General features: G+C 71.0%; 14 protein-coding genes and 1 riboswitch. Of the genes, 8 read left to right on the top strand and 6 right to left on the bottom strand.

Features of this window, described 5'->3' with window-relative positions:
• Positions 1-205: 205 nt before the first annotated feature.
• Together fahA and OG500_RS31145 are read right to left on the bottom strand one after the other, a co-directional pair.
• The gene (gene fahA / locus OG500_RS31140; protein WP_327070152.1) at positions 206-1,414 is read right to left on the bottom strand and encodes a fumarylacetoacetase; all 1,209 of its coding nucleotides are present in this window, start codon (positions 1,412-1,414) and stop codon (positions 206-208) included.
• Complete coding sequence (locus OG500_RS31145; protein ID WP_329584878.1) at positions 1,411-2,643, bottom strand: homogentisate 1,2-dioxygenase; 1,233 nt, start codon at positions 2,641-2,643, stop codon at positions 1,411-1,413. The genes fahA and OG500_RS31145 overlap by 4 nt, the downstream gene beginning before the upstream one ends.
• 392 nt (positions 2,644-3,035) lie before the next feature.
• Here OG500_RS31145 and OG500_RS31150 point away from each other — a divergent pair, with 392 nt between their 5' ends.
• From OG500_RS31150 to OG500_RS31175, 6 genes are all read left to right on the top strand, one after another.
• Positions 3,036-4,316, top strand: coding sequence for an extracellular solute-binding protein (locus OG500_RS31150; RefSeq protein WP_327070154.1), 1,281 nt, complete (start codon positions 3,036-3,038; stop codon positions 4,314-4,316).
• Between the two features lie 94 nt (positions 4,317-4,410).
• Positions 4,411-5,361 carry a carbohydrate ABC transporter permease gene (locus OG500_RS31155; RefSeq protein WP_327070155.1) on the top strand — a complete coding sequence of 317 codons (951 nt, stop codon included), beginning with the start codon at positions 4,411-4,413 and terminating at the stop codon, positions 5,359-5,361.
• Positions 5,362-5,447: 86 nt separating this feature from the next.
• On the top strand, positions 5,448-6,359 hold the full coding sequence (locus OG500_RS31160; RefSeq protein WP_327070156.1) for a sugar ABC transporter permease: 912 nt from the start codon (positions 5,448-5,450) through the stop codon (positions 6,357-6,359).
• Positions 6,360-6,461: 102 nt separating this feature from the next.
• The gene (locus OG500_RS31165; protein ID WP_327070157.1) at positions 6,462-8,141 is read left to right on the top strand and encodes a glycoside hydrolase family 13 protein; all 1,680 of its coding nucleotides are present in this window, start codon (positions 6,462-6,464) and stop codon (positions 8,139-8,141) included.
• 1 nt (position 8,142) lies between these two features.
• Positions 8,143-9,195, top strand: coding sequence for a LacI family DNA-binding transcriptional regulator (locus tag OG500_RS31170; RefSeq protein ID WP_327070158.1), 1,053 nt, complete (start codon positions 8,143-8,145; stop codon positions 9,193-9,195).
• Positions 9,196-9,278: 83 nt separating this feature from the next.
• Complete coding sequence (locus OG500_RS31175) at positions 9,279-9,791, top strand: hypothetical protein (protein ID WP_327070159.1); 513 nt, start codon at positions 9,279-9,281, stop codon at positions 9,789-9,791.
• Between the two features lie 95 nt (positions 9,792-9,886).
• Here OG500_RS31175 and OG500_RS31180 read toward each other — a convergent pair whose 3' ends face one another.
• Complete coding sequence (locus OG500_RS31180; protein ID WP_327070160.1) at positions 9,887-11,050, bottom strand: transglycosylase family protein; 1,164 nt, start codon at positions 11,048-11,050, stop codon at positions 9,887-9,889.
• Positions 11,051-11,057: 7 nt separating this feature from the next.
• A riboswitch (cyclic di-AMP (ydaO/yuaA leader) is annotated at positions 11,058-11,222 on the bottom strand.
• Between the two features lie 625 nt (positions 11,223-11,847).
• Positions 11,848-12,879, bottom strand: coding sequence for a hypothetical protein (locus OG500_RS31185; RefSeq protein ID WP_327070161.1), 1,032 nt, complete (start codon positions 12,877-12,879; stop codon positions 11,848-11,850).
• A gap of 518 nt (positions 12,880-13,397) precedes the next feature.
• Here OG500_RS31185 and OG500_RS31190 point away from each other — a divergent pair.
• Complete coding sequence (locus OG500_RS31190) at positions 13,398-13,634, top strand: DUF397 domain-containing protein (protein WP_184934102.1); 237 nt, start codon at positions 13,398-13,400, stop codon at positions 13,632-13,634.
• A gap of 234 nt (positions 13,635-13,868) precedes the next feature.
• On the opposite strand, the gene OG500_RS31195 is transcribed toward OG500_RS31190, so the two are convergent.
• Positions 13,869-14,477, bottom strand: coding sequence for an ATP-binding protein (locus tag OG500_RS31195; RefSeq protein WP_327070162.1), 609 nt, complete (start codon positions 14,475-14,477; stop codon positions 13,869-13,871).
• A 383-nt stretch (positions 14,478-14,860) separates the two neighbouring features.
• Between OG500_RS31195 and OG500_RS31200 the strand changes: the two genes are divergently transcribed.
• Complete coding sequence (locus tag OG500_RS31200) at positions 14,861-15,727, top strand: helix-turn-helix domain-containing protein (protein ID WP_327070163.1); 867 nt, start codon at positions 14,861-14,863, stop codon at positions 15,725-15,727.
• Between the two features lie 109 nt (positions 15,728-15,836).
• Here OG500_RS31200 and OG500_RS31205 read toward each other — a convergent pair whose 3' ends face one another.
• Positions 15,837-16,484 carry a TetR/AcrR family transcriptional regulator gene (locus OG500_RS31205; protein ID WP_327070164.1) on the bottom strand — a complete coding sequence of 216 codons (648 nt, stop codon included), beginning with the start codon at positions 16,482-16,484 and terminating at the stop codon, positions 15,837-15,839.
• Positions 16,485-16,727 lie beyond the last annotated feature (243 nt).

Here is a 16,727-nt window from a genome sequence, read left to right on the forward strand (position 1 = left end):
AGGAGGGTGTGGCTGTCGCGCGAACTTCAGTGGGGGACCACCGTTTTGACGGTGCGGCGACAACTGTAGGGCAGTCCGTCCGGCAGTTGGTATTACGAGTGTGCAAATCTTCCTGTGTGAAGCATGAGAAATGGCCGGCCACCCCAGAGGGGGTGACCGGCCACCGGCCCGACCGGGAGGCGCGGATGCGCCGCCCGGCGGGGCGTCAGCTGGTGATCGTGCCGGAGACCTCGCCGAAGCCGATCCGCACGCCGTCCAGGCCGGGCGCCGAGGCGGACATCGTCACGGTGTCGCCGTCCTGCAGGAAGGTGCGGGTCGTGCCGTCCGGCAGGGTCAGCGGGTCCCGGCCGTTCCAGGTCAGCTCGATCAGCGAACCGCGCTGGCCGGCCTCGGGCCCGGAGATGGTTCCGGAGCCGTAGAGGTCGCCGGTGCGCAGCGAGGCGCCGTTGGCGGTGGTGTGGGCGAGCATCTGGGCCGGGGACCAGTACATCCCGCCGTACGGCGGCCGGGAGACCACCGCGCCGTTCAGCTTGACCTCGAGGCTGAGGTCAAGACCCCACGGCTCCTTCTCCAGCAGGTACGGCAGCGGCTGCGGCTGCTGCGCCGGGGTGGCCACCCGGGCTGCCTCCAGTGCCGCCAGCGGTACCACCCAGGGGGAGATGGAGGTGGCGAAGGACTTGCCGAGGAACGGGCCGAGCGGCACGTACTCCCAGGCCTGGATGTCGCGCGCGCTCCAGTCGTTGAGCAGCACCGCGCCGAAGACGTGCTGCGCGAAGTCGTCCACGCTCACCGGCTCGCCCAGGGTCGAGCCCGCGCCGACCACGAAGCCCAGCTCGGCCTCGATGTCCAGCTTCACGGTGGGGCCGAACACCGGCGCCGGGTCACCGGGGCCCTTGCGCTGTCCGCTGGGGCGGCGGATCCCGGTCTCGGAGGCCACCACCGTGCCGGCCCGGCCGTGGTAGCCGACCGGCAGGTGCTTCCAGTTGGGCAGCAGCGCCTCGCCGTCGGGGCGGAAGATGTGGCCCAGGTTGGTGGCGTGCTGCTCCGAAGCGTAGAAGTCGACGTAGTCGGCCACCTCCACCGGAAGGTGGAGGCGCACCTCGTCGATCCGGTGCAGGTTGGCCTCCACCAGCCGTCGTTCGCCCTCGGTGGTGAGCAGGTCGGTGACCCGCTCGCGGACGTAGGCCCACTCGCCCGGGCCGCGTCGCATGAAGAGGTTGAGCGAGCCGGTCGCCAGGTCGGCGCCGAGCGGGGTGCCGGCCCAGACCGCGGACAGGTCCAGCACGGACTCGCCGATCGCCACGCCCACCCGGGCCTGGCTGGAGCCGCGCGGGGTGAAGACGCCGTAGGGCAGGTTCTGCACCGGGAAGTCGGAGCCCTCCGGCACCGGCACCCAGGTCTGAAGGGAGGTCACTGCTGCTTGCCACCGTCCTGCGGGCCGCGCCCGCTCCAGCTCCACGCGTACGTGCCGTCGTCGCTCGCCCGGCCGCCCTCGGCGACCTCCAGCGGGCGGAAGGTGTCCACCATCACCGCGAGCTCGTCGAAGAACTCGGCGCCGATCGAGCGCTCGTAGGCGCCCGGCTGCGGGCCGTGGGTGTGGCCGCCGGGGTGCAGCGAGACCGAGCCCTGGCCGATGCCGGAGCCCTTGCGGGCCTCGTAGTCACCGCCGCAGTAGAACATCACCTCGTCGCTGTCCACGTTGGAGTGGTAGTACGGCACGGGGATGGAGAGCGGGTGGTAGTCCACCTTGCGCGGCACGAAGTTGCAGATCACGAAGTTGTTGCCCTCGAAGACCTGGTGCGCCGGCGGCGGCTGGTGGATCCGGCCGGTGATCGGCTCGTAGTCGCGGATGTTGAAGACGTACGGGTACAGGCAGCCGTCCCAGCCCACCACGTCGAAGGGGTGCGTGGGGGTGACGAAGACGGTGCCGGCGATCCCGGAGGAGCCGTTGCCGCGGTGCTTGACGTAGATCTCGGTGTCCTGGTCGCGCTCGTCCTCCCCGGCCAGCAGCGGCCCCACCGGCCCGCGCAGGTCGCGCTCGCAGAACGGTGCGTGCTCCAGCAACTGGCCGTACTTGGAGAGGTAGCGCCGGGCCGGGGTGATGTGGCTGTTGGCCTCGATCGCGTACAGCCGCAGCGGCTCCTCGCCGGCGGGCAGCCAGCGGTGGGTGGTGGCGCGGGGCAGCACCACGTAGTCGCCCTGGCCCACCTCCAGCGAGCCGAAGACCGTCTCGACCGTGCCGCTGCCGGACTCGACGTAGACGCACTCGTCGCCTATGGCGTTGCGGTAGAGCGGCGAGGGCCGGCCGCAGGCGACGTAGGCGATCCGCACGTCGGCGTTGGCGAGCACCACCCGGCGTCCGCGCACGGCATCGGTCTGGCGCCACTCCTCGCCCGGGAAGAGGTCGTGCAGCTTGAAGTGGAAGGGCTTGAGCGGGTGGTTCGGCTCGGGTTTGCCCTCCGGCAGGGCCCAGATCCGGCTGTCGACCAGGGCGGAGGGGATGGCGCGGTGGTAGAGGAGGGAGGAGTCGGAGGAGAAACCCTCCTCGCCCATCAGCTCCTCGTAGTAGAGGCCGCCGGCCTCGTTGCGGTGCTGGGTGTGCCTCTTCGGCGGCACCGTGCCGACGGTGCGGTAGTACGCCATCTGCGCCTCCTGAGCGACTGACCACCCTGGACTGCGCCGGCCAGGGCGTCCACCCGGGGGTGGGGGTGGACAAGACCAATCCCACGGCCAGCGGCCAGGTGCTGTCAAGGACCGACCTGGTGGGCCCATGGCCCAGCAGGAGGAACCGAGATGAATCCGGGCGAACCGTCAAGACGCACCGCGGCAACTCTCCGGACACGCGGATGTAACGATCCCCGACTTCTTGCAGAAACTTGCTGCAAGAACTTTCAAACCGGCTTGCAGCGCTGTTACGTTCCTGCTCACAGCCCGGCGTCGACACCCAGTGCGGTCGGTGTCAGGGGGCCAGTATGCGCTCCCGCCGTCCTGACCGGGCACCCACCCCCACCACCCTTTTCCTCCTAGGAGTTCTCATGCGGCGTGGCAGCGCGGCCTTCGCCCTGGTAGCGGCCCTCACGGTGTCGCTCGCGGCCTGCGGCAGCAGCGGCTCCGGCTCGTCCGGCGCGGCGTCCGGCCCGGTGACCATCACCTACTGGGACACCTCCAACGCGACCAACGAGGCCCCGAACTACCAGGCCGTGGTCACGAAGTTCGAGGCCGCCAACCCGGACATCAAGGTCAACTTCGTCAACGTGCCGTTCGACCAGGCGCAGGACAAGCTGCAGACCGCGATGGGCAGCAAGGGTGCCCCCGACGTCTTCCGCTCCGACGTGGGCTGGACCGCGGCCTTCGCCAAGTCCGGCTTCCTGACCCCGCTGGACGGCACCCCCGCGCTGCCGCAGCCCTCGGACTACCAGCCCAGCCTGATCAAGCAGGCCCAGTACCAGGGCAAGACCTACGGCGTGCCGCTGGTCACCGACACCCTGGGCCTGCTCTACAACAAGGCGCTGTTCACCCAGGCCGGCATCACCAGCGCGCCCACCACCTGGGACGAGCTGAAGGCGGACGCCGCCACCATCAAGGCCAAGACCGGCGTCGACGGCTTCGAGCTGCACGCCGGCGACGCCTACGACGCGCTGCCGCTCTTCTTCGGCGAGGGCACCGACCTGGTCGACACCGCCAACAAGAAGATCACCGTCAACTCGCCGACCGCCGTCAAGGCGGTGACCACCTACCAGTCGCTGTTCACCTCGCCCGGCACCGTCAAGGCCGACGTGACCACCGACTCGTACGCGCACATGATGGACGCGTTCAACAACGGCAAGGTCGCCGCGATCATCAACGGCCCCTGGGAGATCACCAACATCTACAAGGGCTCGGCCTTCACCGACCACGGGAACCTCGGTATCGCCGCGGTGCCGGCCGGCTCCACCGGCAAGCCCGGCGCCCCGACCGGCGGCCAGAACATCGCCGTCTTCGCCGGTTCGGACGCCGCCCACCAGGCCGCCGCCGAGAAGTTCGCCGCCTTCATGACCTCCGCGGACAGCGAGGTCTTCATCGCGGAGAAGAACTCCACGCTGCCCACCCGCCCCGACGCCTTCACCGCGGACGTCAAGTCCAACGCGGGCATCGCCGGCTTCCAGCAGATCCTGAACGTGGCCCAGCCGCGCCCGGCGCTGCCCGAGTACTCCTCGCTCTTCACCTCGCTGAGCACCAACCTCGGCAAGATCGCGCAGGGCCAGCAGGGCATCCAGTCCGGCCTGGACGCCAGCGCCCAGGACTACACCAAGCTGCTGCCGGACTTCAGCAAGTAAGGCTGCCAAGCCCCCGCACTCGTCCGGCCCGCCGAGGGGGCGGGCCGGACGAGTGCGCCGTCAGGTACCGACCCGGAGAAGGTGTTCCACCCCCATGACAGCCTTGGTGCAGCGCCTGAAGCGCTCGTACAGCACGTACTGGTACGCCTACGCGATGGCCGCGCCCGTGGTGATCGTGCTGGGCCTGCTGGTGGCCTATCCGCTCGGCCGCGGCATCTACCTGACGCTGACCGACGCGACCAGCCTCAACGTGGGGCACACGATCGGGGTCAACCACATCCCCGACACCTTCAAGTTCGTCGGCCTGCACAACTACCAGGACGTGCTCTTCGGCGAGGGCGCCTACGACCGGTTCTGGTCGCACTTCATCTGGACCATGACCTGGACCGTGCTCTGCGTCGGCCTGCACTTCAGCCTGGGCCTGAGCCTGGCGATGATGCTCAACCAGAAGCTGCGCGGGCGCACCTTCTACCGGTTGCTGCTGATCGTGCCGTGGGCGGTGCCGAGTTTCGTGACCGTCTTCTCCTGGCGGCTGATGCTGGCCGACGGCGGCCTGGTCAACATGCTGCTCGGCTCGCTGCACCTGCCGCAGCCCAGCTGGCTGGAGGACCCGATGGCCCAGAAGGCTGCGGCGATCCTGGTCAACACCTGGTGCGGGGTGCCGTTCATGATGGTCTCGCTGCTCGGCGGCCTCCAGGCGATCCCGGGGGAGCTGTACGAGGCGGCCGAGATGGACGGCGCGAGCGCCTGGCAGCGGTTCCGCTACGTCACGCTGCCCGGCCTGCGCCCGGTCACCAGCACCGTGGTGCTGCTCGGGGTGATCTGGACCTTCAACCAGTTCACCATCATCTTCCTGCTGTTCGGCAAGACCAACGCGCCCGACGCGCAGATCCTGGTCACCTGGGCCTACCAGCTGGGCTTCGGCCAACTGCCGCGCGACTACGCGCAGTCGGCCACCTACGGGATCATCCTGCTCTCCATCCTGATCGTCTTCACCGGCTTCTACCAGCGCTGGCTCAAGCGCAACGACCAGACGGCGATCTGACCCGCCATGGGATCCCCGACCGCCCCGCGCCCCGAGCAGCCCGCCGAGCAGGCCCAGCAGACCCCCAGGAACGGAAAGGCCACCCGATGAGCACCACCACCGACCGGCCCGCCGCGGCCCGCCCGGCCGCGCCCGCCACCCCGGCGCGGCCCCGCAAGGTGCGCGCCCGCGGTGAGCGCAGCGCCGGTGCCACCGCCCTGCTGCACACGGCCCTGGGCCTGGCCGCGCTGGTCGCGGTCTTCCCGGTGCTGTGGATCTTCTACATCGCGCTCGGCCCGGACGAGACGGACTACCTGCACCCCGGGAAGATCCTCGGCAAGGCCACCTTCGCCAACTTCACCACGGTGCTGAACCACACCGACTTCCTGACCTGGTTCGGCAACTCGCTGATCGTGGCCGGCGGCACCGCCCTGTTCGGCGTGCTGATCGCCGCCAGCACCGGCTACGCCGTCTCGCGGATGAAGTTCCCGGGCCTGCGCCCGCTGATGTGGTCGCTGCTGGTGACCCAGATGTTCCCGATCTCCGTGCTGATCGTGCCGATGTACTACATCATGGCCAACCTCGGCCTGCTGGACAGCTACGGCGGCCTGATCCTGGTCTACGCCAGCACCACGGTGCCGTACTGCGCCTGGCTGCTGAAGGGCTACTTCGACACCATCCCCGCGGAGATCGACGAGGCCGGCCGGGTCGACGGGCTCAGCCCGTTCGGCACCTTCTGGCGGCTGATCCTGCCGCTGGCCCGCCCGGGTCTGGCGGTCGCCGTCTTCTACTCCTTCCTGACCGCCTGGGCCGAGGTGCCGTTCGCCTCCACCTTCATGCTCAGCTCGGACAAGTACACCCTCGCGGTGGGTCTGAGCAGCTTCGTCAGCGAGCACGACAGCCAGTGGAACCTGATGGCCGCCACCGCCGTGCTGATCGCGATTCCGGTCACGGCGCTGTTCTACCTGGTCCAGAAGAATCTGGTCACCGGGCTGACCGCGGGTGCCGCAAAGTCCTGACGGACGGTCAACTCCTACCAGTATTCTGCCTGTTGCTCGTGCGTCGATCGCACACTCGAGTGAGTGCGCGAAACGATACCTAGTTCCCAAGGGATCCGCCTGATGACCCAGAACCTGGCCGACACCCCCCGGCCGCTGTCCGCCGTCGCCACCCCTGCCGGCGAACCCAGTCGCTGGTGGCGCGACGCGGTCATCTACCAGGTGTACCCGCGCAGTTTCGCCGATGCCAACGGCGACGGCATGGGCGACCTGCCGGGCGTCCGCAGCCGGCTGCCCTACCTGCGCGACCTCGGCGTCGACGCGGTCTGGCTCTCCCCGTTCTACGCCTCCCCGCAGGCCGACGCCGGCTACGACGTGGCCGACTACCGTGCGGTGGACCCGATGTTCGGCACCCTGCTGGACGCCGACGCGCTGATCCGCGACGCCCACGAACTGGGCCTGCGGATCATCGTGGACCTGGTCCCCAACCACTCCTCCGACCAGCACGAGTGGTTCCAGCGGGCGCTGCGCGAGGGCCCCGCCTCGCCGCTGCGCGAGCGCTACCACTTCCGCCCCGGCAAGGGCGAGGACGGCGAACTGCCGCCCAACGACTGGGAGTCCATCTTCGGCGGCCCGGCCTGGACCCGCACCACCGACCCCGACGGCACCCCGGGCGACTGGTACCTGCACCTGTTCGCTCCCGAGCAGCCCGACTTCAACTGGGACAGCCCCGCGGTCGCCGACGAGTTCCGCTCGATCCTGCGCTTCTGGCTGGACATGGGCGTCGACGGCTTCCGGGTCGACGTCGCGCACGGCCTGGTCAAGGCTCCCGGCCTGCCCGACCTCGGCGGCCACGACCAGCTCAAGCTGCTCGGCAACGACGTCATGCCGTTCTTCGACCAGGACGGCGTGCACGAGATCTACCGCACCTGGCGCCGGATCCTCGACGAGTACCCGGGCGAGCGGATCGCGGTGGCCGAGGCCTGGACCCCCACCGTGGAGCGCACCGCGAACTACGTGCGCCCCGACGAACTGCACCAGGCGTTCAACTTCCAGTACCTGGGCACCGCCTGGGACGCCACCGAGCTGCGCGCCGTGATCGACTCCTCGCTGGCCGCGATGCGCCCGGTCGGCGCCCCCGCCACCTGGGTGCTCTCCAACCACGACGTCACCCGGCACGCCACCCGCTTCGCCAACCCGCCCGGCGGCACCCAGATCCGCGAGCGCGGCGACCGCGGACTCGGCCTGCGCCGGGCCCGCGCGGCCACCCTGCTGATGCTCGCGCTGCCGGGCTCGGCCTACCTCTACCAGGGCGAGGAACTCGGCCTGCCGGACGTCACCGACCTGCCCGACGAGGTCCGCCAGGACCCCTCGTTCTTCCGCGCCAGCGGTCAGGACGGCTTCCGCGACGGCTGCCGGGTGCCGATCCCGTGGTCCGGCGAGGCCGCGCCCTACGGCTTCGGCCCCGTCGAGGGCGGCCCCAGCTGGCTGCCGCAGCCCGCCGAGTGGGCCGGACTCAGCGTCGAGGCGCAGACCGGCGACCCGACCTCCACCCTGGAGCTCTACCGCGGCGCGCTCGCCATCCGCCGCAGCGACCCGGCGCTCGGCGCGGGCGCCGGGCTGACCTGGCTGCCGGCCCCCGAGGGCGTGCTCGCCTTCCGCCGCGACTCCTTCGTCTGCCTGGTCAACACCACCGCCGAGGCGGTGCCGTTCGCCACCGAGGGCCGACTGCTGCTCAGCTCCACCGACCGGATCGAGCCGGGACTGCTCGCGCCCGACAGCACCAGCTGGTGGGCGGTCTGACATGGTTGCAATAGGCTCTGGGCTCGTGACTACGGCGCGACTCTCGGACATCGCGGCGCAGGCGGGGGTCAGCGAGGCCACCGTCAGCCGCGTCCTCAACGGCAAGGCGGGCGTCTCCGCCGCGACCCGGCAGACCGTGCTGGCCGCCCTCGACGTGCTCGGCTACGAACGGCCGACCCGGCTGCGCCAGCGCAGCGCGGGCCTGATCGGGCTGATCACCCCGGAGCTGAGCAACCCGATCTTCCCCGCGCTGGCCCAGGTCATCGAGCAGCAGCTCAGCCGGCACGGCTACACCCCGGTGCTCTGCACCCAGACGCCGGGCGGATCGACCGAGGACGAACTGGTCGAGATGCTGGTCGAGCGGGGGGTCGCCGGCATCGTCTTCGTCTCCGGCCTGCACGCCGATTCGACCGCCGACCACGACCGGTACGCCAAGCTGACCGGACGTCAGGTCCCGTTCGTGCTGATCAACGGCTTCAGCGAGAAGATCGCCGCGCCGTTCATCTCGCCCGACGACCGGGCGGCGATGTGGATGGCGGTCCAGCACCTGGCCGAGCTCGGGCACGAGCGGATCGGCCTGGCGGTCGGTCAGCGCCGCTACGTGCCGGTGCTGCGCAAGATCGAGGGGTTCACCGCGGCCATGCGCTCGGTGCTCGGCGCCGGCGACCAGGAGATCGAGGAACTGGTGCACCACACGCTGTTCAGCGTGGAGGGCGGCCACGCGGCGGCCGGCGTGCTGCTCGACCGCGGCTGCACCGCGATCATCTGCGGCAGCGATCTGATGGCGCTGGGCGCGATCCGCGCGGTGCGCCAGCGCGGGCTGAGCGTGCCCGGCGACGTCTCGGTGGTCGGCTTCGACGACTCGCCGCTGATCGCCTTCACCGAGCCCCCGCTCACCACGATCCGTCAGCCGGTGGAGGCGATGGCCACCGCAGCCGTCGACGCGCTGCTGGAGGAGGTCGGCGGCGAGTCGGCCCAGCGGGTGGAGTACATGTTCCAGCCGGAGCTGGTGATGCGCGGCTCCACCGGGGCCAGGCCGCACCGCGGGGAGTAGCCGCCACGGCGAGCGGCAGCCGCGGGGAGTCGTCGGCCCCGTCCCGACGGGCGCCGAAGATCCACCGGTGCCGGCATCGAGGCATGGGAGCCACCGCACCGCGACCCGACGACACGGCGCCGTCGGTCCACCCGGACCGGCGGCGCCGACTGCTGCTCGGCGGCTGCTCGCTGGCCGCGCTGATCGGCCTCTCCTTCCTGTGGGCCGCCACGATCCCGCGCTGGTGGGCCCAGCAGGTGGGCGACAGCGTGCACGGCCGGCTCTCCAGCGGACTGCTCTTCGGCCTGCTCACCGGCGTCACCTGCACCCTGCTGCCGCTCCTGGTGGCCTGGTTCGGGCTGCGCCGGAGCCGGTCCTGGAAGGTCTCGGTGGCCTGGGTGGCCTGGGTGGCGGTCGCCCTGGTCCTCGCGCTGCCGAAGCTGTGGACGCTGGGCGTGGTGGTCGGCGACGGCAGCGGCGCGCACGCGGGACAGCGGACGATGGACGTGAACGCGCCCTGGTTCCGCGGGGCCAGCCTGATCGGCGCGCTGATCGGCGCGGCGATCTTCGTCGCGCTGCTCCGGTTCACCCGGCGCCGGCAGCCGAAGGCGCAGTGACGCCGGTTCACCGCACGGCCGAGGGCCGCCTCCCGGAGAGTGGAGAGGCGGCCCTCGGTGCTGTCCAGCGGCTGCTCAGCGCTGTGTCACCAGGTTCAGACCCGGCCGGCGAAGTCCGGGGCGTAGTTGGCGATGGTCTCGTACTTCACGCCCGCGCTCGGGTTGGCGGCCTCGACGAACTGGCCGTTGCCGACGTAGATGGCGACGTGGTAGACGCCCGAGTTCTGGCCGTTGTTCGACCAGAACAGCAGGTCGCCCGGCTGCAGGCTGTTCATCGACACCGGGGTGCTGGCGGCGGCCTGGTCGGCGGCCACCCGCGGGATGGAGATGCCCGCCGAGGCCATCGCGGCCTGGGTCAGGCCGGAGCAGTCCCAGCCACCGTTGCCGGTGCCGCCGTAGATGTAGGCCTGACCGACCTTCGACTCCGCGAAGGCGACGGCGGTGGCCATCGCGCCGGAGGCGGGCGCCGGGGTGGCGGCGGTGGTGGAGGCGGTGGTCTGGGCGTTGACGGCCGGCGCCGGGGTGCTGGCGGCCGGGGCGCTGTCGCTGCTCGGGGCGGCGCTGGCCGAGCCGCCCAGGCTCAGCTGCTGGCCCGGGTAGAGCGTGTCAGGACCGGCGGTCAGGACCGACTTGTTGAGCTCGTACAGCTTCTGCCAGCCGCCGGCCACGTGGTGGCTCTGCGCGATGGTGGAGAGCCAGTCGCCGCGCGCCACGGTGTAGGTCTGGCCGCCGGAGTTCTTGGTGCCGTTCCACTGGTGGTTCCAGTGGCCCTGGCTGCCGCTCTGCGAGGACTGCGAGGACTGCGGGGCGCTCTGGGCCGGGGCGCTCGGCTGGGCCGGGGCGCTGGTGGCGGGGGCGCCGGGGTTCACGGCGGCGGGGGCGCCGCCCTGGGTCAGGCCCGCCTGGACGGAGCAGACCGGCCAGGCGCCGGGGCCCTGGTCGGCGAGGACCTTCTCGGCGACGGCGATCTGCTGGTCCTTGGTGGCCTGGTCGGCCTGCGGGGCGTACTGGGTGCCGCCGTAGGCGGCCCAGGTGGAGGCGCTGAACTGCAGGCCGCCGTAGTAGCCGTTGCCGGTGTTGATGCTCCAGTCGCCGCTGCTCTCGCACTGGGCGACCTTGTCCCAGGTGGAGACGGGCGCCGCGGAGGCGGTGGTGGCCGTGATGCACGGCAGGGCGAGGCCGAGACCGAGCAGGCCGGTGGCGGCGATCGCTCGGCGAGCGGTGCGGGACGGACGGGTCGTGCCAGTGGTGGGCAGCATGAAGACGCGTTCCTCTCCTACGCCTACGAGGTGAGCTGTCGGATTCGGACTGGAGTTGCCCGGCCGCGCTGCTGCGCGGCTTCACCCCTAGCTCCGGTCACTCGGTCCGAAGACCGGGTGCCGGGGCGGCTTACCTGGTTCCCCCGCTCCTGCCGTGGTGCGTTTTCGCGCTGCCAGCGCATCCGGTGGCAGGACTCGGCGTCCGGCTGTGCTGGGTCCGTGTGACCACGAACGGGGAGCACGTTAGACAGAGATAAGTTGAATCCGCAAACAGCTGTGATGGCCGTCACAGGCCCACCATGGAACCTTCAAGATCGCCCCGGCGGCGGACCTGAGAGGGCGTCGGGGGAGGGGTCCGGCCGGGGCGTGCAATGTGCCTGCGGGAAACGGGATGTGCCGTGGGCTCAGGGTTGGTGATGCTGATGGGCTGTCCGTTTTCGGCCTTGGTGATCAAGGGGGTGGCCGATCGGACCGGAGCGCCCTGACCGGCTGTCGGCGGGGCGAACGGCCCGGTCCGGCGCACTGGTCGACATCGACCGAATGTCCGATTTACCCCTTCTGTCATCGCGTCAGCTCGCGACGCCGACCAATCGGTCGGCGGGGTGGTCCTGTCCACCACTTCCCGACTGGACACTGAATCGTCACCAATTCACCACATGTGCGCCATCGGCCCGTCAACGGACCTCCGGGGCGCCCTGACCGACCGGCCGACGAACCGTGCTCCGGACATGCCGATGGCCCCGCTCCTGGGCGGGAGCGGGGCCATCAGCGGGCCGGCAGGGCCGTTGGTCAGGGGGTCACTCGCCGGCGACGGGCTCCTCGGTGAGCAGCTCCTCGGTCGGCAGCGGCTCGGCCACCGGCTCGGGCAGCGCGGCCAGGTAGGCCGAGGCGATCAGCTGACCGAGGGTCGGGTAGGCGCCGAGTGCGGCCGCGCTCGGACAGCCGGTCTCCTCGCACGCCGCGAGCAGCAGGTCCTCGGGGGCCTCGGGGCCGATCACCAGCGGGGCCAGCGCCGGGCGCTGGGAGCCGGTGGCCCGCAGGTGCTCGACGGCACCGGCCACCGCGCCGGGCACGTCCAGGGCCGCGGCCACCACGGGCACCGCCAGGCGGGCGGCGAGCAGCACGCCGGTGATCCCGGCCGCCGCCGCGGCGTCCTCGCCGCCGACCGTGGTGAGCACCACGCCGTCGGCGGCGGTGGCGATCGCGAACAGCCGCGCGCGGTCGGCGCGGGCCAGGCCGGCCTCGGAGAGGCGCACGTGGACGGCCTCGGCGAGCAGCGGGTGGGGGCCGAGCACGTCGGTCACCTGGGCGCCGGTCCGCGCGGCCAGGGCGTGCAGCTCCGTCAGGTAGCCGTGCGGGCCGGGCAGCAGCGGCACCAGCACCGGGGCCGGCATTCCGGCCGCCAGTGCGCCGGCGACCAGGCTCTCGACCGTGTCGACCTGCTGGACCGCCGGGGCCGGGCTCGCCTCGGCCGCCTGCTCGGCGGCCTCGGCCTCGGTGCCGGCCGCCGCGCCGGTGTCGGCGGCGCCGGAGTCGACGTCAGCATCGGCCGCGGCGGAGGCGGTGGCGCCGGCCTCGGGCGCCGGGGACGGCGCGGTGGGCAGCCAGCCGGCCGCCGCCAGGATTCCGGGCTGCTCGCCGCGGAGGATCGAGAGCAGTTCGTCCACCACCGCGACCGCCTGCGGCGTCGCCTCGGCCGGGACGGCGAGCACGAGGGCCGGGGCGCCGACCGGCAGCTCAGGCCGTTCGGGTCGACGATGGCGCCCCCGCGCGCGGGAGCCTGGCGTGCGGACGGGTAGTGGCGCGCCCGGGATGGCTGCAGTGCTCATGGCGGAGATCGTAGGACATGCGCCGGACCATCCGGCATTCGGCTGCCGTTACCGCACGTCTGTCGCATATCCACCGGAATATCAGCAGCCGCCGCCTGGCCGGTGCGCCCGGTCGGCGGGCGGGCATTTCCGGGTAATCACTGACAAATCGCCAGCCCACTTCGATCAATGTGACGGAGTGTGAGGAATCGGCTGCGAAGTTGATCAATCGAACCCCCGTGTCAATGGTCGAACCGGTCAGCCTCTCCGGCCGTCCTTCAGACGCGGGGTCACGGTCAGTCTGCTGATTTGCTGTCATATGTCCGGATCGGGACATCCGATGGGCCCGCCAGGAGGCGGTTTGGTCACCTCCCGTACAGGCGGCTGCACGCGCAAAATCACATGCCGATGCACGTGCATTAGCGTTATCATTACGAGTAGTAAGGCATCCGCCCTGCCCGTACGAGCCGGAGGCGGCCGGCGGCCGGATCGGTTGGGCGCCGAGCAGTACGAGCACTCCAGGCTCTTGGGAGATTTCTATGCACCACACGTACAACGGCATGGCTGCTGCGGACCTCGATGGCGTGGTCTGGCAGAAGAGTCAGCACAGCAACTCCAAGGGGAACTGCGTGGAGTTCGCCGCCCTTCCGGACGGCGCGGTCGCGATGCGCAACTCACGCTTCCCGGACGGCCCGGCGCTCATCTACACCCGCGACGAGATAGCGGCGATGCTGCTGGGTGCCAAGGACGGGGAGTTCGACCACCTGGTGGCCTGAGTGGCCGATCGGGCCGGGTGGGGCAGGCTGGTTCGCGCCGTCGTGGGAGCAGGGGCCGCGACGGCGTTCGGCGTTGCGCTGCTGGGGAGTTGGCGCACGGCTGAAGGCGTGCGGCCGCAGTGGTGCCGAGGGGGAGCCGGTGTGGTGATCCGTTCCGGCGGGGCGTCGTGGACAGGCGGGACCCCGGGGCGGTGTTCGACCCCGGGGCGGCCGGTCGGCGCGTCCTGCGGGGTCCTAGGCGGAGCGGCGGTGGCGTCCGGCCGTCGTGGCCGGGGCTGATATGGAGTCAGCGATCGCGCTGGCGAGGTCGACTGACGGTCCGTCGGCCTGGAAGACCGCCCAGACCACCTTGCCGGAGCCGGAGGCCAGCGGGTGCCAGCCCCAGGAGTGGCTGAAGGAGTCCACCAGGTGCAGCCCGCGCCCCGACTCGGCGACGAAGTCCGCCTCCCGGGTGACCGGTCCGGCGATGCTCGGATCACTGACGGCACACACCAGTTGGGAACCCCGGTGGACCAGGCTGATCCGGATCGGCAGCCGTCCCTCGGCCGGCTGTCCCTCGGTGCAGCGTCCGGCGCCCGGCTGGGCCGGGATCGCGGAGAGGCCACCGGGACAGCCCTTGGCGCCCGGCAGGCTCGCCGCGGTGGGCTCGCCGATCGCGTGCCGGAGTGCGTTGGTCACCAACTCCGAGGCCACCAGGGCCACATCGTCGAAGAGATCGCCGAGTCCCCAGCGCTGCAGAGTGGTTCTGGTGAAGTCGCGGGCAGTCTTCACCGCGTCATAGCGGGGAGCGAGGGTACACGTCACGACGTCAGGATCGACGGCCAGGGCCGCACCGGTGCCCATGAAGAGCTCCTCCCATAAGGGGGCAGACACGGCTGGACCCGGCGGGGTCATGCCGGTCACCTCCGACTCGCTCGGCCGCTTCGTCCTCGCCCCGACCCGGCGTGCACGGTCGACAACGAAGCCCGCGGGGAATGTCCAGGGGCGTGCAACTGCACGTGCACCATCGTGCTCTGCGCTCACGGCAGATGCAAGAGTCGATTCACGTGCAGTCGCACTATTGGCATATGCAGACACCGGATGCACGTGCAGCGGAACGTGCCAATGGACGTGCTGATGGACGTGCCGATGCAAAATTGATAGATCCTTCTGCCACTACAGGCACTGTGAGCGGCCAAGTGATGGCAGACTGTGCGCTGTTTTCCCGACGCGGAGGTTCCCACGGCATGACCACAGTGCAGCCAGGCGGCGGATCCATGGTGCGCCGGATCCTCCTGGGCTCCCAGCTGCGCCGACTGCGCGAGAGCCGCAACATCACGCGCGAGGACGCGGGCTACGCCATCCGCGCCTCCGAGTCCAAGATCAGTCGCATGGAGCTGGGTCGGGTCAGCTTCAAGGAGCGCGACGTCGCGGATCTGCTGAGCCTCTACGGGGTGACCGACGGGGAGGAGCGCGAGTCGCTGCTCGGCCTGGTCCGGGAGGCCAACAAGTCCGGCTGGTGGCACAGTTTCAGCGACGTGCTGCCGGGCTGGTTCCAGACCTACGTGGGCCTGGAGGAGGCCGCCTCGCTCATCCGCACCTACGAGGTGCAGTTCATCCCCGGCCTGCTGCAGTCCGAGGAGTACGCCAGGGCGGTCTTCGGGCAGAGCCGGCCAGTGCTGAGCGACGAGGAGATCGAGCGCCTGGTCGGCCTGCGGCTGCGCCGCCAGAAGCTCCTGACGGAGGGTCAGGGGCCGCGCCTGTGGGCCGTGATCGACGAGGCGGCGCTGCGCCGTCCGGTCGGCGGCCCCAAGGTGATGCGCGGTCAGCTGCAGTACCTGATCGACGTCGCCGAGCAGCCCAACGTGGTGATCCAGGTGATGCCGTTCCGGTTCGGCGCGCACGCCGGCGAGAGCGGCGCCTTCAGCATCCTGCGCTTTCCTGAACAGGACCTGGCCGACGTGGTCTACCTGGAGCAACTGACCAGCGCGCTCTACCTGGACAAGCGCGACGACGTCGACGCCTACGTGCAGGTGATGGAGCGGCTGTGCGTGGACAGTCTCACCCCCGAGAAGACGGTCGAGCTGCTCGCCTCGATCCTCGCCGAGAACTAGTGCCGCGTCAGGCAACCTTCGCCCCGTCGCGACGGGCAAAGGCTGCCTGACGCGGCACTAGGGTCCGTCTGACAAGCCCCGGGGCCTGTCCGGCCGCTCCTGCCGGGCGCTACTCCGAGGCCTCGTGCGGCTGCCAGTGCGGCTGCGCGGGTGCCTGCGGCTGCGGCGGGCAGCCCAGCTCCCAGGCCAGCGAGTAGCGGGCGAACAGGGCGGCCCGGATCGGCGGCAGCGGGGTCTGCGCCCCGGGCAGCAGGACGCCGATGCAGCCGCCCATCAACGCGCTGCGCAGGACGGCGTGTTCGGCGATCGGATCGCCCGCCCCCCAGTCCGCCAGCACCTCGCGCAGGATGGTGCCCAGCTGCTGCTGCTCGGGGTCCTGCACGAAGCCGCCGATGTCCGGGTCGAGGATCAGCGCCAGGTGCGAGCGCATCACCCGCGGGTGGTTCAGGGCGAGGTGGAGCACCGCGTCGATCGCCGTGGCCAGCCGGTGCTGCGGTGAGGCGCCGGACGGCAGTGCCTCCAGCGCGGCGGCCAGCTCCAGGTGCATCAGGCGGTGGGTGGCCGACTGCATCAGGAGTCGTTTGCCGTCGAAGTAGTACGACACCAGGCCGCGGGCGAGCCCGGCCCGCTCGGCGATGTCGGCCAGCGTGGTGGCGGCGTATCCGTGCTGGTCGACCAGTTCCACGGTGGCTCGCATCAGCCGTCGCCGGGAGCGCAGCCGCATCTCCTCGTTGACCGATTCCCCGCGAGGTGCCATCGTGTCAGCTCCGTACTTTGGTTGGCTCTCGGTCAATATACGTGGCCAGGAGCGGCCCAGGCATACGTCCGAGGCGAAGGCGGACGTCGGCCGGGGTACGGAAACCCAGGTGCGGGTCTCACCAGAACGGGGGACTGGTGAGACCGGCACCACCGCGCGGCGAGGGCTCGGCGCGCGGTGGCTGGTCAGCAGGCTGCCGACCGGTGGAGACCGGTCGGCAGCCGCCGCATGTCCAGGTCTTGG

Origin of the sequence: Kitasatospora sp. NBC_01250 (assembly GCF_036226465.1) — a bacterium.
In the GTDB taxonomy this organism is placed as follows: Bacteria; Actinomycetota; Actinomycetes; order Streptomycetales; family Streptomycetaceae; genus Kitasatospora.

Coding starts and splice junctions, on each gene's coding strand:
- OG500_RS31155 (WP_327070155.1), top strand. CDS start 4,411: ATGACAGCCTTGGTGCAGCGCCTGAAGCGCTCGTACAGCACGTACTGG.
- OG500_RS31195 (WP_327070162.1), bottom strand. CDS start 14,477: ATGGGCACCGGTGCGGCCCTGGCCGTCGATCCTGACGTCGTGACGTGT.
- OG500_RS31200 (WP_327070163.1), top strand. CDS start 14,861: ATGACCACAGTGCAGCCAGGCGGCGGATCCATGGTGCGCCGGATCCTC.
- OG500_RS31150 (WP_327070154.1), top strand. CDS start 3,036: ATGCGGCGTGGCAGCGCGGCCTTCGCCCTGGTAGCGGCCCTCACGGTG.
- OG500_RS31170 (WP_327070158.1), top strand. CDS start 8,143: ATGGTTGCAATAGGCTCTGGGCTCGTGACTACGGCGCGACTCTCGGAC.
- OG500_RS31180 (WP_327070160.1), bottom strand. CDS start 11,050: ATGCTGCCCACCACTGGCACGACCCGTCCGTCCCGCACCGCTCGCCGA.
- OG500_RS31185 (WP_327070161.1), bottom strand. CDS start 12,879: ATGAGCACTGCAGCCATCCCGGGCGCGCCACTACCCGTCCGCACGCCA.
- OG500_RS31165 (WP_327070157.1), top strand. CDS start 6,462: ATGACCCAGAACCTGGCCGACACCCCCCGGCCGCTGTCCGCCGTCGCC.
- OG500_RS31205 (WP_327070164.1), bottom strand. CDS start 16,484: ATGGCACCTCGCGGGGAATCGGTCAACGAGGAGATGCGGCTGCGCTCC.
- OG500_RS31175 (WP_327070159.1), top strand. CDS start 9,279: ATGGGAGCCACCGCACCGCGACCCGACGACACGGCGCCGTCGGTCCAC.
- OG500_RS31190 (WP_184934102.1), top strand. CDS start 13,398: ATGCACCACACGTACAACGGCATGGCTGCTGCGGACCTCGATGGCGTG.
- OG500_RS31145 (WP_329584878.1), bottom strand. CDS start 2,643: ATGGCGTACTACCGCACCGTCGGCACGGTGCCGCCGAAGAGGCACACC.
- OG500_RS31160 (WP_327070156.1), top strand. CDS start 5,448: ATGAGCACCACCACCGACCGGCCCGCCGCGGCCCGCCCGGCCGCGCCC.